The organism is Leptolyngbya iicbica LK (assembly GCF_004212215.1).
Classification (GTDB): Bacteria; Cyanobacteriota; Cyanobacteriia; order Phormidesmidales; family Phormidesmidaceae; genus Halomicronema; species Halomicronema iicbica.
On the sequence record NZ_QVFV01000015.1, the window covers coordinates 1 to 15,324 of the forward strand.

Here is a 15,324-nt window from a genome sequence, read left to right on the forward strand (position 1 = left end):
AGGAAGTTTCTTTGACAGACATTAAAAACTGGTTTACAAATTGCTGCTACTGCACCTCACTAGAGTGAGAAATGCTGTATGAGGCTTTCTATTGATTGCTTAACTATTGACGCTTAGGGCTTAGCCTGCTGGAATGATGCGGATGGCGGCTAAAAAATGAGCCATTTAGTCGCTAAAGCTAACCCTCAAATAGTTTGATTGCTATTTGAGAAATGGCAAAATTGGCTTGCCAATGAATGTGCGATCGCGGCAATGTTTTGATGTCTAACCAATCGCTAGGGCCAGATTTTGGTGTGGATTAATGATGTTCGGAGATCGCAGTAGATTATTGATATCCTGCAAAGAATTAGCTGGAACTTGGGCGATCGCTCTATTTCGATCACGATTATGGAGGTGTACTAAAACTTGGTGATTTTCAATCAAGACACAAACCGCTACTTTTCCATGCAATTTGTATAACTAGAGCAAGCAAACATTAAGGGTTTTCAAGAACGATTGATTCCCACGGGCTCAAAAGAGCAATTTTTTTATACTGAAAGGGTATCGGAAAACTGCTCAAATCCCAGGAGGGCCGAGCCATGAGCCATACTTACGAAGCCTTTGTTGATATTAAGGAATACACTGGCGCCCCGACTGCTGCGCCCAAAATTTATACGGAACGTTACGAAGTTGACGCCCTTTCGGTGCAGGGCGCTGACGAAGCTGCTATCACCAAGGCAACGGGCATTCATCCCAAAGCAGCCGAATTTGATGTTCGGATTACACGTTTGCTCAAGTGATTTTGCTGTAGCAATATTGCGATAAAAACTAGAAGATTTTTCCGAAATGGGGCGACAGCAGTTGCCCCATTTTTGATCTGGCTACACGACACGGGGCTTAGCCAGTTACCCCGGCGATAGTTTGAGAGGCGGTTTCAGCCCGTAGATAACGAGACTGAGGCCGACAAGAAAGGCGATCGCCCTCGCCACACAGCAGCTGACAATCCGTCCCGCCCATACTGGAATCTCTCTTCATACTCTCCGCCGCAGGAGTGCAGATTTACCTGGCAAGCTTCTCTGGGGTTGCCTTGCCTGGGTGAACGCTGGGGGCTGACGGACTTAAAACCAAGGCTGATGGAGCTGGGGCTTCTGCCTTCCCCCCGATCTTGATCTTTAAGGGACGCATTAGCCTTGGAAATGCCCTTGTTTATCTAGTGATCGAAACAAGCGCGATCGCCCTTCCCTGGCTGCCCTGCCGGATGGCCTGAGCGTTCATCGGTGCCGATCAGCGATCGCAAAAATTGCCTGATGGCGATGATCCCCGTATAATCCTGTAGTTAAATCTGTTGTAAATCTTAAGATTTGTCTTTGTTCCCTGAAAAGCGTATGCGATTTCGACTACCCAGGCCTTACACCATTTTGATTACCCGAACTGGTGAGACGCCGGTGGCAATTACCCTGCGACCGCTACCACTTATCTTGATGGGGGTGCTATTAGCGGCGGTGCCTGTGGTTTGGGTCTCGCAGCTGTTAGGGCACAACGAACAGCTGGCGGAGGAAAACGAAAACCTGACCGAGACCGCCAATGAGGTCTTGATTGAGTTAGAAACCCTGGACTCCGAAGTTGAGGATTTGCGCGAGCGGGCCGGAGTTCCTGAAGCGAGTTCTGGCGATCGCTCCTCGGTGGACATTCCTCGGGGTGGGGTGGGGCAAGTCGCGGATGCTGGTGACTTGTTTGCGCTGGCAAAATCGCGCATGCCGCAGATTGATACCAAGCTAAAAGCTCAGGTGCGGCCAGCCCTCGAAGACACGCTAGCTGAGGAAGCGGCTCAGGCGGCGGCTTTTCCGAGCGCGAAGCCGATTGATGGAGCCTTGGAAATTACTTCCGAATTTGGCCTGCGGCGAAATCCGTTTGGGGGCTCACGCTACGAGATGCACAATGGCATCGATTTTCGCGGGCCAACGGGGACGCCAATTTACGCAACGGCGGATGGGATCGTGGTTAAGGCCCAGTACTCGGGCGGCTATGGCAACCATGTCGTGATTGACCATGGCTACAACTACGAAACTTTGTATGCTCACCTGTCTGCGCTAGAGGTGCAAGCTGGCGATCGCGTCAAACGAGGAACACTGATTGGGGCACTGGGATCGACCGGGCGATCTTCGGGGCCACACCTGCATTATGAGGTGCATCGCAATGGTCAACCCGTCAACCCTCGCTACTACTTGGATTTGAATGATTTGTGGGCGCAGCAAGATCAGTAGTGCTCCCATATCCTGCATACAGGAGTGGCATTGACGCTGAGGTTCGCCATACTGTTAATAGCCGCGAACAGGAGAACAGACGTGACGAAATTGAAACTGCCTGCGCAATGGCGGCAAATGTTGTGGGCTCTTGCTGGAGTGGTTGTGCTGATGGGGAGTTTGGGCTGGCCCAGTGCGATCGCTTGGGCCGATAACGAGGCCGAGGCTTCCACGCCAGCTGTGATCGAGCCCGTGACGGAACTGAATGCCACGGATATTCCTTCGGAAAAGGTGGATCAGTTCGTGTCAGCTTATCTCAGCGTGGCCGAGTTGATTGACGATCGCACCGCCGATCTCCAGCGGGCCGAAACGGAAGCGGAGTCAATGCAACTGCAGCGAGCAGTCGAGTCTGAGGCGTTTACGCTGATTCAAGCGGCGGGGTTAACGCGACAGGACTACTTTCAACTATTGGGGCTAGCGAATACCGATCCCGAGTTTCGCGATCGCGTTCTGGCTCAATTAGAAGAAAGTGCGACTTAGGTGTTGGGTTCAAACTGTGCGCAGCCGTTAACTTAATGGCCCATTCGCGAACACGGCGATTAACCACTGCTCCCTAACTAACCGAGATTGACATCTACCTAAATTCTGTCTGCGATACCTATGACGACTACCTGGCGACCCGCTGACCCGAAACCCTCTTCCACTGCTCAGTCGATGCCTGATCAGCAGTATGGCGATCGCGCCATTGCCCAAGCCGCCTTTGAGCCGTTGGAAAAATGGGCGAATCAAACCGACAATGCCTACACCATCCACTTAGAGCATCCTGAATTTACGGCACTGTGCCCCCGCTCTGGGTATCCCGACTTTGGTACCATTGTGGTGGATTATCAGCCTGGGGATTGGGTCGTCGAACTCAAAGCTTTTAAGCTCTACATCAACTCCTTTCGTGACCAGCGCATCAGCCATGAAATGGTGACGAATGCGATCGCTGATCGTCTCTGGCAAGAACTCGCCCCCGTGGGTCTGCGGGTCATTGGTGACTTCACTCGTCGCGGTGGCGTCAAAACGGTGATTACCGTCGCCAAGGGGGATGGTTCACTCTTCACACCCTATACGCCCAACCTACTGTAGACAGATGGGGCTGCTGCATCCAGTGACGGACTTTGTGGCGGGCGATCGCCCGCTGTCGCCGAGTCCTCCCGATTACTGGTATGAGGGACGCTGTCCCCAGACTCGACAACGATTGCAATTGCCCCGGACGGCGGAAGCCGAAGCGATTGCTCGGGGCCTGATGTCCACTTTGCCTGCCGCGATCGGTGAACTCTCTGAAGGCAAAATGATCGGGGTGTTGCTGGTGGCTACGCCTGCTGGTGAACGTGGTGTGCTCAAAGCTTTTTCGGGTTTATTGCAGGGGCGAGCTACGGTGGCAGGTTGGGTACCGCCCATTCCGGGACGCGATCAAGTCTCTCTGTTGGAACTGCAAACGCTGCGGCAGCTAGAGCAGCTGAAGCAAGCGATTATCGCCCTGCAGCAACTGCCCGAACGCGCTAAGTTGGCGGCCCAGTCCCAAGCCTTTGTCGCCCAGTTGCAGGCTTTAGCCCAACAGCATCGCCAGCAAAAGCGAGACCGTGATCGCCGCCGTGAGCAGTATGCCCAGACCTTGATCGGGGATGAGTTGGCCCAGACCGAAGCGGAACTGGTGCGCCAAAGCCAACGCGACGGTGGTGAAAAGCGGCGACTGAAACGCCAACGCGATGCGGTCTTAGCGCCCTTACGGAGTGCGATCGCCCAAGCGGATGCTCAAATTCGCGAGTTAAAGCACCAGCGCAAAGGGCTTTCGCGGCAACTCCAAACCCAAATGCACGCCGCCTATTCCCTCACTAATTTTGCTGGTGAAACAACTGCCCTCGAAGCGCTCTGGCCGACCGGGCTGCCGACCGGCACGGGTGACTGCGCCGCTCCGAAACTGTTGCACTACGCTGCGACCCACGGCCTGAAGCCGCTGGCCCTGGCCGAATTTTGGTGGGGGCCAGCGGCAGGCGATAAGCATCCCGGTCAGTTTTACGGCGCTTGTGCTGAGCGCTGTCAACCCATCATGGGCTTTTTGCTCTCTGGGCTAGCGCCGATCGCCACCCCGCCGTCGGTGCCCGATGAGCCGCTGCCAATTTTGTTCGAAGATGCATCGCTGCTGGTGATTGATAAACCCAGTGGTTTGCTCTCCGTTCCCGGGCGGACCCAGGCATTGCAAGACAGTGTGATGAGTCGGCTCCGCTGCCAGCGATCGGATATCAACTATTTGGCCGCCGTGCATCGCCTTGATAAAGGCACTTCGGGCATCTTGGTGCTCGCCAAAACTGAGGCCGCCCATCGACATCTGCACCAGCAATTTGCTCATCGTCAGGTGCAAAAAGCGTATGAAGCGATTCTGAGCGCCCCTGTGGCGCTGCCCCAAGGGCAAATTGATCTGCCCCTGTGGCGTAATCCCCAAGATCGTCCCAAGACGAGCGTGCATTTCCAGCTGGGAAAACCGAGTCTGACTGACTATCAGGTGTTAGCTGCGGGCGATCGCCCCCGACTCCATTTCATTCCCCACACGGGCCGCACCCATCAGCTGCGAGTTCACGCGGCCCACCCCCAGGGACTCAACGCGCCTATCTTGGGCGACACGCTCTACGGTGCCCCAGACCAGACTGATCGTCTGCATCTCCATGCCAAAGCGCTGCAGTTTCAGCATCCCGTTACGGCTGAGCGGGTGGCATTGACTTCTCCAGTGCCGTTTTAGGGCAACGGTTCCTCAAGCTCGCGCACCACTCCAAAAAATGAAAAATCGTCTGTCTCTACGGCAGAGGCACCCGGTCCCTTAGTTGCGATCTCAGGGTACCGAGTTATCCAACAGGGACCGGGTGCCTGGGACGCACCACTCCAAACGATGAAAAGGGGGGATATCACTGGGACTGAGGGGCCCGGTCCCTGGTGGAATACCCAAAAATTTGAAGTCTGGACCGAGGGACCGGGACCCTGACGGACTGTTTTTTGTAGAGCAACCGCGCATTATTTTGCGGGCACGACTTGCCCAGTCTCGGTCTATGCTGCTTAGAGTCAAGTTATTCAGCGTCTGTGAGTATGGTTGGTCGGCTGCTGTGCATTAGTAATGGTCATGGGGAAGATGCGATCGCGCTTCGCATCCTTTCTGAGTTGCGATCGCGCCATCCAACCGTGGACCTTGCCGCCCTCCCTCTGGTCGGCGAGGGGACGTCATTTCAAAAGCAGCAAATCCCCCTCATTGCCGCCACTAAAACGTTGCCCTCTGGCGGCTTCATATATATGGATAGTCGCCAACTGGCGCGCGACCTAAAAGGGGGGTTGGTGCAGCTCACCTTGAGGCAGCTCAAAGCGTTGAAACAGTGGGCCAGGGAGGAGGGAACTGTGCTGGCGGTGGGGGACGTGATTCCTGCGGCCTTTGCCTGGTGGAGCGGGTTGCCCTACGCCGTCATCGGCACGGCCAAGTCGGCTTATTATCTGCGAGATGAGCAAGGGCCACTGGCGGACTTGCCCTGGTATGCCGGGTGGGCGGGTTCGATGTATTTGCCGTGGGAGCGCTGGCTGATGAGTCGCGATCGCTGTCGGGCGGCGATCGTCCGCGATGAGTTGACTCGGGTAGAGTTGCAACAACTCGGGGTGCCCCAAGTCTTTGCCGGGAATCCGATGATGGATGGCCTGGCTGCCACTCCCCAACTAGTAGCGCTGCAACCGGAGAACCCGGAAAGCTTGACGGTGGCCTTGCTGCCAGGGTCGCGATCGCCCGAGGCCTATGACAACTGGCAAATTATCGTCACAGCGATGGATAGCGTATTGCGGCAGTTTGCTCCCCGTGCCATCCAGTTTTTGGGGGCGATCGCGCCTGCTCTCGATTTAACCCCATTGCGCTCAGCGTTAGCCGCCGCTCACTGGCAACCCGATCCCCAGCATCCCGAGACCCAATTCACCCAAGCGAACGGTCGAGTCATTTTGACCCAAACCGCCTATGCCGACTGTTTGCAGGCGGCGGATGCCGCGATCGCCATGGCCGGTACCGCCACTGAACAGTTTGTCGGCTTGGGCAAACCTGCCTTCATCACTCCGGGGGCTGGCCCCCAATTCAATCCCACTTTTGCCCAGCTACAAACCCGCTTACTCGGGCCGTCCGTGATTTTGGTGCCCTGTGCGGCAGATATCGGCAGCGCCCTGGCTGACGTTTTGGCTGATCGCGATCGCCTCGACACGATTCGCCACAATGGTCAACGCCGCATGGGGCCACCGGGAGCCGCCGCCGCGATCGCGCAAAGGCTGGCTGAGCAACTACTGCAACTGCCAGAGCCATCCACTGAGGCCACGGTTGCACCCACCGGCCCAGAGTCTGCTGAGGTATGAGTCTTTAACTAAGTGTGGACAGCCGTCTCGGCTGTTCAAGGGTAGGCAAAATTCTGCCGGACAAGACTGGCGTTTCATAAAACCCTGATTTCTTGGGCAGATGTGGGGATGGCGCGATCGCTAGTGAGCTGCCGCATCTGCGTTTATGCTGGCTACAGCAAAGTGATGGGCTGTCGCCATTCCTCCCTTTTCTGAGAGTCAGTATCATGCGTGTTGTCGTTCAGCGAGTGCAGTCCTCTAGTGTTTCGGTTGCCGGTGAAATTGTGGGGCAAATCGAACGCGGGCTGAACTTGCTTGTCGGCATTGCCCCCACCGACACCCTGACAGAACTCGCCTGGATGGCCCGCAAATGTTTGGAACTCAGGATCTTTTCGGCCCCGGAGAGCGATCGCCCCGACTTATCGATCCAAGACATTCAGGGCGAAATCCTCGTCATTAGCCAGTTCACCCTGTATGGCGACTGCAAAAAAGGTCGCCGCCCCTCCTTTGCCCAGGCCGCCCCGCCCGACCAAGCCGAAATGCTCTATGAACAGTTCGTCGAGATGCTGGCTCAAAGTGGTTTAGTGGTTGAAATGGGGCGATTTGGCGCGACGATGCAAGTCGATATCGTTAATGATGGCCCGTTTACCCTCCTGCTTGAGCGAGAAGCCACCGTTTAGATTGCGTTAAATTGCGCCGTTCAGTCGCGGCTTCGACCCGAGATACCCACCTTTAAGGCAACTGCACCATCATGGCCACATTGGAAGAATTACAAAGCGGCGAAATGCAGGGCGTCAAACGTCTCAGCTTGTCCGATCAGCTCACCCAGTTTCCGCCAGAGATTTTTGGCTTGGCCGATGGTCTAGAGATTTTGGACCTGTCTAACAATCGTCTATCTGCACTGCCTGACGACTTGCCCCGGCTGCATCAGCTCAAGGTACTGTTTCTCAACAATAATCAGTTTGAGGCGGTGCCTGAAGTGCTGGCTCAATGTCCTCAACTTTCCATGATTAGCTTCAAGGCCAATCAGCTCAAGACTTTGAGCGAAACGGCCCTGCCGCTTCAGACCCGGTGGCTAATTCTCACAAATAACCAACTCACGACCTTGCCTGCCTCGCTGGGCCAACTGTCTAAACTACAAAAACTGATGTTGGCAGGTAACCACCTGCAAGCGCTGCCCGAAGAGTTAGCCACCTGCCACAACTTAGAATTGATTCGGCTGGCGGCCAATCAGTTATCGGTCTTGCCCAACTGGCTGTTGTCCTTGCCTCGCCTCGCCTGGTTGGCTTATGCGGGCAATCCCTTTTGTGCTGAGTGGGGCACCGCGTCAAAGCAGTCTCAGGATTTAGAGCCGATTGAGTGGGGCGATCTTACCCTGGCAGAAGAGTTAGGGCAGGGTGCCTCTGGCGTTATTTATCGAGCGGTTTGGCAACGCCAGGGCACCTCTCAGACTGTTGCCGTCAAGGTATTCAAAGGCGATCTCACGAGCGATGGCTCCCCCCTTGATGAAATGCAAGCCTGTATGGCCGCTGGGAGTCACCCTCATTTGGTGAGTGTCTTGGGGCAGGTGGTGAACCATCCAGAGCAAAAAGCGGGACTGGTTTTTCCGTTTATTGAGGCTGACTACAAAACCTTAGGCGGTCCACCGAGCTTGGCCAGTTGTACCCGTGACACGTATGCACCAGAGACTCAGTTTCCCTTAGCGGTGAGCCTCCGAATCGTTAGTGGTATTGCCGCTGCCGTGGCTCATTTGCATGATTGCGGCATTCTTCATGGTGATCTCTACGCGCACAACATTTTGTCGCGCACGAGTGGAGACAGTTTTTTGAGCGATTTTGGGGCGGCGGGATTTTTTGACCCCACCGATCTGCACCTCAGTTCGGCGTTGGCTCGCATTGAAGTTAGGGCATTTGGCTGTCTGTTAGAAGACCTGCTAGACCGTTGCCCCCCGCCCGATCTTGCCGCCCAGGGCGATCGCTGGCAAACTCTGAAACATTTGCAGCAAGCCTGTTTGTCTCATCAGCCTAGCGATCGCCCAACCTGGCGGCATCTGCTTGAGACCTTGGACAGCTTGGTAATTGAGCCATAAACGAACCCGGCAAACGCGATCGCGCTTGCCGGGCTGTTAGGGGAATGAAACGAAACGATAGGGCCGAAAATTTCGGTTAGCGAAACTAGCTACCAAATTTTTCGAGCAGGCGCTGCACAATCTGCATGCCCGTAAGTGCTTGCCAGCCAAATAAGCCGACCAAAATCACGTTCAAGGCAATGTGAGCGGATCTTGCTGCGTCATTTCCCTTTTGCATAAAGGGCACCAACGAGGCCGAAGTGGCGATCATGCCGGTCATCCCCAGCCCCACCAGCAAATGCGGGCCGACAAATAACTTGCCATTGCTGACGTAGGTCGCCCCCATGCCGCCGATGCAGCCCAACACCATCAGAGCCAGCAATGCCGAGCCCCACTGATGGTGACGAATATTAAATTTGCCCTTGATTAATTCTTTTTTGGCATCGCCTTCTGCCTTACGGGTTTGACGAATTTTAAACCCGAGGTACATGGCATAAACACTCAGGGCCAACAAAACCCACATAAAGAGGGGGTGAAAAAAGTCTAAATAAGGCTTAAACGGTTCCAATGGGCCAATGTCCATATTGCTTACCCTTCCTAACAGCTGCTCTCGTACACAAAAATTATAGATTGCTGGCTCACTGAGAGCTACCTCACCATTCGACAGCATGATGCAGATTGTCCCTGATGGGGCGAGATCGGGCGTGGCCCTGCCCTCAATCTCGACTCGTGACTTTCCGGATCCACAGCACCATCCGTTCATCCAAGGTATGTAAAGCGTTTCTTCACATTCGGTGAGGAATGCTTTACGACCAAGTAAATTGATTGAACGGTCGCGCTTTTCTTCGTTGATCTGAACACTTTGTTTGCATCAGTGGCGCAACGTGATTCTTGGAAATATTGCCTGTGGTGAAAGTTGTCGAGTTTCCTCGTTTGAATAGGTCAAATAAGGCAAATATTGCCTACGCAACTTTCGCAACAATTTTTTCCATGAAATGCCTTGTGATTCACAGTTGATGGCTGAACGTGACAATTAAGTTGACACTCTCAGCTTTTAAGAAGCGAATTGATCTAGATGAGCGATCAGTATAAAAAACTGTTTGAGCTGTGCTCCGAAGCCTGCCTGATAACGACTGCGGACGGTCGCGTTGAAGAGGCCAATGAGGCGGCTCAAAACTTGCTAGGTGGTTCTTTAGAGGCATTATGCGGGCAGCATTTGTCGCAATTTGTAGTAGCGGCAGAGCGATCGCGACTTCAGCAGCGATTAGCTTATATGGCAACGGCTGCGCAGATCCCTGCTTGGGAGATGTCATTTCAAACCGCTACGCAACCCGTTCGCGTGCAGGTTAATGCCGATTGTATTGCGACATCGCAGGGCCAGTTAATTGTGTGCTGGTGTTTGAAAAAACTGCAAGAATCCCAAATCATCTCTGAGGTGATGCGACAGAGCAATCAAGCGGTTGATGCGGCGATTCACGCCGAGACTCAGGAACTGAAAAGAATTAATCGTGCCCTGCAACAAAAGATCAAAATCCTGCGGCGACAGCGCCAGTTAACTCAGCAAGAATTATCACAAGAACGGCTGATTGACACGATTTCTCAGCGCATCTATGAGTGTACGGAGTTAGATGAAATTTTAGACACCACGGTGGCCCAAGTGCGGTTGTTTTTGCGCACTGATCGGGTCGTGCTTTATCGCTTTAAACCAGATTGGAGCGGTACTGTGGCCGTTGAGTCTGTCTCGCCAGGGGTGATGCCCATTCTCTACACTCACATCGAAGAGTCCTGCTTCCGTGATGGCTACATTTCTCTCTACGAACAAGGCCGCGTGCGGGCGATCGCAGATATCTACACTGCTGAGATTGATGCTTGCCATCTTGAGCTGTTGCGGGGCTTTGGCGTGCGAGCCAATCTGGTGGTGCCCGTGCTGCAAGAGGGCCGGTTGTGGGGGTTGTTGATTGCCCATCACTGCCGCAGCCCGCGCTGTTGGAGCGAGACTGAAATTCAACTGTTGTCTAAAATCGCCATGCAGTTTGGTATTGCGGTCTATCAGGCCGAACTGTATGAACACTGGCAAACCCTCGCAACGATGGATGGCCTGACGGGGGTGGCCAATCGTCGTCGATTTGATCACTATTTAGAAGAGTGCTGGCAAGAGCAACAGACCCGGGGCAGCACGTTGACGCTGATTTTGGCCGACATTGATTTTTTCAAACAGTACAACGACTGCTATGGTCATCCCGCCGGAGATACCTGCCTCAAACGAGTGGCCAGCACCATTCAGTCAGTTTTCAGGCGATCGCAAGATTTAGTCGCCCGCTATGGCGGAGAAGAGTTCGTCATTCTGCTGCCGGATACGGAAGAAGATGCCGCCGTCGAGCTGCTTGGTTTACTGCGCCGCCGTCTGCAAGCCCTCGCCATTCAACACCAAGAATCTCACTATGGTTATTTGACGCTAAGTTTTGGCTTGGCCTCAATGACGCCACGATTGGCGATCGCTCCCACCGATTTGCTCAATTTGGCTGATCGCGCGTTATATCAGGCCAAAGCCCAGGGGCGTAACCGCATTGCGCTGCCTACCCCTTAGCGGTTTGCCAACGCGGGCAGCGCCGCTCCCCATTTACATGGTCACTGCTTCAACCGCAATATCATTTTTCATCGTTCCTTAAGCACTAATCAGTGGGCTGCTACGGGCCTTAAAGTCGGCCCGAGCAAGGGCCGCGATCGCCGCTTCGGCATCCTTGACCCGAAACTGAGCGCCCAATCGCACCACCTGTCGCTCGTCTGCTTTGCCAATCACTGCAATCACGGGCACCCGCGCATACTTCGGGTCATCCCCCTGACTACTCCGAATCACATTGCGTAACCGATGCTGCTGCTCAATATCAGCTGCAATATTGGGATCCAGATCCACCATCACCATCTTCACGTCTTCAATCGGTTCGGCATCATCCACGATGAACTGGATTTGGTCGTCGCGGCGATCGCACTTGCCCCACACCATCAGTCGCGCATCCGGCTGAATGTACTGGCCAATCCGTTCATAAGAGCGTGGGAAGACCACTCCTTCCACACTGCCGGACAGATCTTCTAGCAATACAATTGCCATGCGATCGCCCTTTTTCGTGATGATCGGCTTCACGTTCGCCAACATCGCGATCGCGCTCAGCGTCATATTCTCCGGTAGCCCTTCCAGTTCACCCAAGTTCACCGGAGCCAAAATGCGGGCCGACTTTTGCACCGACTTCAGCGGATGGTCGGAGATATAGAAACCTAGCAGTTCCTTTTCCTGCTTGAGCTTGTCTTGGGGGTCAAAGTCTGCCACCGGGGGAGCTTTGGGCGCACTTTCAAAGCCGCCCATCGGCGCTACCCCACCCGAGGTATCAGCGCCACCGCCCAGCATGTCTAACAAGTTGCCCTGACCGATCTCTCGATCCTTGGCCCGGCTTTGGGCCCACTCCAGCACCAATTCCAAGTCGTGCATGAGCTGATTGCGATTCGGGTCAATCGGGTCAAACGCGCCACTGAGAATCAGGGCTTCCAATGCCCGTCGGTTTACCGCTCGCATATCCACGCGATCGCACAGCTCCGCCAAAGACGTGAATGGCCCATCTTCATCGCGACTTTCCAAAATGCACTCAATCGCCCCCTGCCCCAGATTACGAATCGCCGAGAGCCCAAACAAAATCTGTTGTCCCTTCGGCGTAAAATCCACCCGCGATTCATTAATATTCGGCGGCAGCACCTCAATGCCCATGCTGATGCAGTTCGCAATGTGCATCTGCACCTTATCCTGGTCGCCACTGTTCGAGGTCAGCAGCGCCGCCATATATTCGACGGGATAGTTCGCCTTCAAATACGCCGTCTGAAACGTCACAAATCCATACGCTGTGGAGTGGGATTTGTTGAAGCAGTACTCGGCAAACTTCACCATCTGATCCCACAATTCTTCGACCACCTTCTTGGGCACACCCTTCGCCACCGACCCCTCGATGAATTGCCCTTTATGCTTCTCCATCTCCGCGACTTTCTTCTTACCCATCGCCCGCCGTAGCAAATCTGCTTGACCGAGAGAGTAGCCCGCCATATCCTGGGCAATTTTCATGATCTGCTCTTGATAGACCATGATGCCGTAGGTCTCACTGAGAATGGGCTCTAAGATTTTGTCGGCGAAATCAATCTTCTCGCGCCCATGCTTTCGGTTAATAAACTTGGGAATCAGCCCCGCATCCAACGGTCCCGGTCGATACAGCGCCAGTACTGATGAAATGTCTTCTAAACCCGACGGCTTCAGATCTCGCACAATCTGCCGCATCCCCGAAGACTCCAGTTGGAAGACGCCCCCCAAATCGCCCTTTTCCAAGAGTTTGAAAGTTGCCGGATCATCCATCGGCAAGTCGTCCATATCGAGGATTTCGCCCTTGCCCGCTTCGACTAACTCCACCGCGCGGTGAATCATCGTCAGGTTACGCAACCCCAAAAAGTCCATCTTCAGAAGACCCAGGGCTTCCACATCTTCCATGTAATACTGCGTAATCACCTGACCGTCGTTATTCCGCTGTAGCGGCACAATCTCATCCAACGGGTCCTTGGAGATGACGACTCCAGCAGCATGAACGCCAAAAGTTTTGTTCATCCCTTCGATACGCATGGCCATGTCAATCCAGCGCTGCACCTGGGGATCTTTGTCGTAGCGTTCTTTAAATTCAGGTGCAGGCGTTTCGTCCGATACCATCACCTTGAGCTTGGTCGGCTTGCCGCGAGACACAGGGATGAGCTTCGCCATGCGATCGGACTCTGCATAGGGAATGTTTAGCACCCTAGCCACATCCTTCAGCACCGCCTTGGAAGTCATCCGGTTAAAGGTGATGATCTGCGCCACCCGCTCCTTACCGTATTTCTCCGTCACATAATCAATCACTTCGTCCCGCCGTTCGATGCAGAAGTCCGTGTCAATATCCGGCATCGACTTCCGCTCAGGATTCAGAAACCGCTCAAACAGCAGCCCGTGATGCACCGGATCAATATTCGTAATCCCCATGGCATAGGCCACCAGTGACCCCGCCGCCGACCCCCGCCCTGGCCCTACTGGGATATTGTTTTCTCGCGCAAATCGGATATAGTCCCACACCACCAAAAAATAGGTGGGGAAGCCCATCTGGATCATCATTTCGATCTCGTATTCCAGACGTTCCTGGTACTCCTCCGAAATCTCGCTGAGACTATTTACCTTCATCCGCTGCACGAGCCCTTCCCGCGCTACGTGAGCCATATATTCTTCTGGTCCGTCAAATTCTTCCGGAATCGGGAAGTCTGGAATGCGGGGTTGACCAAGAATCCCTTCATATTCCTCAACTTTATCCGCTACCTCGAGCGTGGTCTGAATCGCCTCTTCAATTATGTCGTCGGGCAGATGGTCGCGGAACAACATCCGCATTTCATCGGCAGATTTCAGATATTCCGTACCGCTGTATCGCAGACGCTTATCTTCCGTTACTAACTTGCCAGTCTGGATACACAGCAGCGCATCATGGGCTTCCACATCCAGACAAGAAATAAAGTGCGAGTCGTTCGTACAGATGATTTTGATATCCAGCTCGCGAGCAATCTTGACCACTTCTACATTCACGATGCGGTCTTCTGGCGACCCATGGTCCTGAATCTCTAGATAGTAGTCGTCGCCAAAAACTTCCTTGTACCACTTAGCAACTCGTCGGGCGATCTCAGGTCGCTTCTGCAAAATGGCTTGCGGCACCTCACCACCCAGGCAAGCACTAGTGACAATCAGCCCTTCCTTATACTTCTCCAATAAATCCTTATTAATGCAAGGACGCGAAAAGATCCCTCGCCCTTGCATTCCTTCTAAATGGGAAAGCGTCGTCAGCTTGACCAGGTTCTTATACCCCTGGGTATTTTTCGCCAAAATCACCTGATGGTATCGGGGACGTCGCTGCTGCTTATCAATGTCCCCGTTAATCAGGTACATCTCGTTGCCGATGATGGGCTTGATGCCAGCCTTCTTACAGACTTTGATGAGTTCGATCGCGCCGTACATCACACCATGATCAGTGAGGGCGATCGCGGGCATGTCCAGTGACTTCGCATACTCAACAAGGTGCGGCAATTGACTCGCCCCGTCTAACAGACTGTAGTCACTGTGAATATGCAGACCTACAAACGACATAAGCCAACCCTTACCTAGTATGAATCTACGCTTAAAGAACCTGACCTTGCCATACTGGTCTCACGCAGGCTCAAGCTGCCCATAGAGTAGCCCATGACTCGCTCTATATCTAGACTGATTTTAGATCTTGTCTTGAAGAAGCCACCAAATATGGTGCTACCTGCCAAATTCCTTCTATAGCATCAGAAACAGAAAGCTTCAGTCACGCTATCCCAGCCCGAGCATTTGTATGGACTGGTACCAAGGCCAGAAGACAGACTTAGAAATTTTCTTCTGCTTGACCAAGTAAACACCAGAAAAGCCCACTGTCCTGAGTGGAAAAATCCCCCAATCCCCTTGTGAATCGGGCTATCCAGCCCACCAAAAAAATCTTTCAAAACCAGTTGACAGGTTTATGGGGCTTAGTTATATTGGTAAAGCGCTGAAGGGAACCGGCACGAGATTGTGTCGAGACCTGAAGT

At 53.8% G+C, this 15,324-nt stretch carries 11 protein-coding genes; 9 read left to right on the forward strand and 2 right to left on the reverse strand.

The annotated features are described in order from the left end of the window. The first annotated feature begins 578 nt into the window (after positions 1 to 578). The 8 genes from DYY88_RS23785 to DYY88_RS23820 all read left to right on the forward strand — a co-directional run bounded on the left by DYY88_RS23785 (position 579) and on the right by DYY88_RS23820 (position 8,700). Entirely contained in the window at positions 579 to 779 is a 201-nt protein-coding gene (locus DYY88_RS23785) for a hypothetical protein (protein WP_039724901.1), read from the forward strand. 585 nt (positions 780 to 1,364) lie between these two features. After that, positions 1,365 to 2,243 (forward strand): M23 family metallopeptidase, encoded by an 879-nt coding sequence (locus DYY88_RS23790; RefSeq protein ID WP_039724902.1) that lies wholly within the window; start codon positions 1,365 to 1,367, stop codon positions 2,241 to 2,243. Between the two features lie 81 nt (positions 2,244 to 2,324). Further along, positions 2,325 to 2,762 carry a DUF4168 domain-containing protein gene (locus DYY88_RS23795; RefSeq protein WP_201278895.1) on the forward strand — a complete coding sequence of 146 codons (438 nt, stop codon included), beginning with the start codon at positions 2,325 to 2,327 and terminating at the stop codon, positions 2,760 to 2,762. A 120-nt stretch (positions 2,763 to 2,882) separates the two neighbouring features. Continuing rightward, complete coding sequence (queF, locus tag DYY88_RS23800) at positions 2,883 to 3,353, forward strand: preQ(1) synthase (protein WP_201278896.1); 471 nt, start codon at positions 2,883 to 2,885, stop codon at positions 3,351 to 3,353. A 4-nt stretch (positions 3,354 to 3,357) separates the two neighbouring features. Further along, complete coding sequence (locus DYY88_RS23805) at positions 3,358 to 5,004, forward strand: RluA family pseudouridine synthase (RefSeq protein ID WP_039724905.1); 1,647 nt, start codon at positions 3,358 to 3,360, stop codon at positions 5,002 to 5,004. Between the two features lie 341 nt (positions 5,005 to 5,345). Next, entirely contained in the window at positions 5,346 to 6,632 is a 1,287-nt protein-coding gene (locus DYY88_RS23810) for a lipid-A-disaccharide synthase-related protein (protein WP_063776147.1), read from the forward strand. 206 nt (positions 6,633 to 6,838) lie between these two features. Next, positions 6,839 to 7,291 carry a D-aminoacyl-tRNA deacylase gene (dtd, locus tag DYY88_RS23815; RefSeq protein WP_039724906.1) on the forward strand — a complete coding sequence of 151 codons (453 nt, stop codon included), beginning with the start codon at positions 6,839 to 6,841 and terminating at the stop codon, positions 7,289 to 7,291. A gap of 71 nt (positions 7,292 to 7,362) precedes the next feature. Then, positions 7,363 to 8,700 (forward strand): leucine-rich repeat-containing protein kinase family protein, encoded by a 1,338-nt coding sequence (locus DYY88_RS23820; RefSeq protein WP_039724907.1) that lies wholly within the window; start codon positions 7,363 to 7,365, stop codon positions 8,698 to 8,700. Positions 8,701 to 8,785: 85 nt separating this feature from the next. On the opposite strand, the gene DYY88_RS23825 is transcribed toward DYY88_RS23820, so the two are convergent. Next, positions 8,786 to 9,262 carry a DUF4079 domain-containing protein gene (locus DYY88_RS23825; RefSeq protein ID WP_039724908.1) on the reverse strand — a complete coding sequence of 159 codons (477 nt, stop codon included), beginning with the start codon at positions 9,260 to 9,262 and terminating at the stop codon, positions 8,786 to 8,788. A gap of 492 nt (positions 9,263 to 9,754) precedes the next feature. Here DYY88_RS23825 and DYY88_RS23830 point away from each other — a divergent pair, with 492 nt between their 5' ends. After that, on the forward strand, positions 9,755 to 11,266 hold the full coding sequence (locus tag DYY88_RS23830; RefSeq protein ID WP_052288171.1) for a diguanylate cyclase domain-containing protein: 1,512 nt from the start codon (positions 9,755 to 9,757) through the stop codon (positions 11,264 to 11,266). A gap of 78 nt (positions 11,267 to 11,344) precedes the next feature. Here the strand turns inward: DYY88_RS23830 and DYY88_RS23835 are convergent, their stop codons facing one another. Beyond that, positions 11,345 to 14,863, reverse strand: a complete 3,519-nt coding sequence (locus DYY88_RS23835) for a DNA polymerase III subunit alpha (RefSeq protein WP_039724909.1) — start codon at positions 14,861 to 14,863, stop codon at positions 11,345 to 11,347. Between the last annotated feature and the right edge of the window lie 461 nt (positions 14,864 to 15,324).

Bases quoted from the DNA above. Each gene is read 5' to 3' on its own strand.
- DYY88_RS23830 (WP_052288171.1), top strand. From the start codon at position 9,755: ATGAGCGATCAGTATAAAAAACTGTTTGAGCTGTGCTCCGAAGCCTGC.
- DYY88_RS23835 (WP_039724909.1), bottom strand. From the start codon at position 14,863: ATGTCGTTTGTAGGTCTGCATATTCACAGTGACTACAGTCTGTTAGAC.
- DYY88_RS23790 (WP_039724902.1), top strand. From the start codon at position 1,365: ATGCGATTTCGACTACCCAGGCCTTACACCATTTTGATTACCCGAACT.
- DYY88_RS23810 (WP_063776147.1), top strand. From the start codon at position 5,346: ATGGTTGGTCGGCTGCTGTGCATTAGTAATGGTCATGGGGAAGATGCG.
- DYY88_RS23825 (WP_039724908.1), bottom strand. From the start codon at position 9,262: ATGGACATTGGCCCATTGGAACCGTTTAAGCCTTATTTAGACTTTTTT.
- DYY88_RS23785 (WP_039724901.1), top strand. From the start codon at position 579: ATGAGCCATACTTACGAAGCCTTTGTTGATATTAAGGAATACACTGGC.
- DYY88_RS23820 (WP_039724907.1), top strand. From the start codon at position 7,363: ATGGCCACATTGGAAGAATTACAAAGCGGCGAAATGCAGGGCGTCAAA.
- dtd (WP_039724906.1), top strand. From the start codon at position 6,839: ATGCGTGTTGTCGTTCAGCGAGTGCAGTCCTCTAGTGTTTCGGTTGCC.
- DYY88_RS23805 (WP_039724905.1), top strand. From the start codon at position 3,358: ATGGGGCTGCTGCATCCAGTGACGGACTTTGTGGCGGGCGATCGCCCG.
- queF (WP_201278896.1), top strand. From the start codon at position 2,883: ATGACGACTACCTGGCGACCCGCTGACCCGAAACCCTCTTCCACTGCT.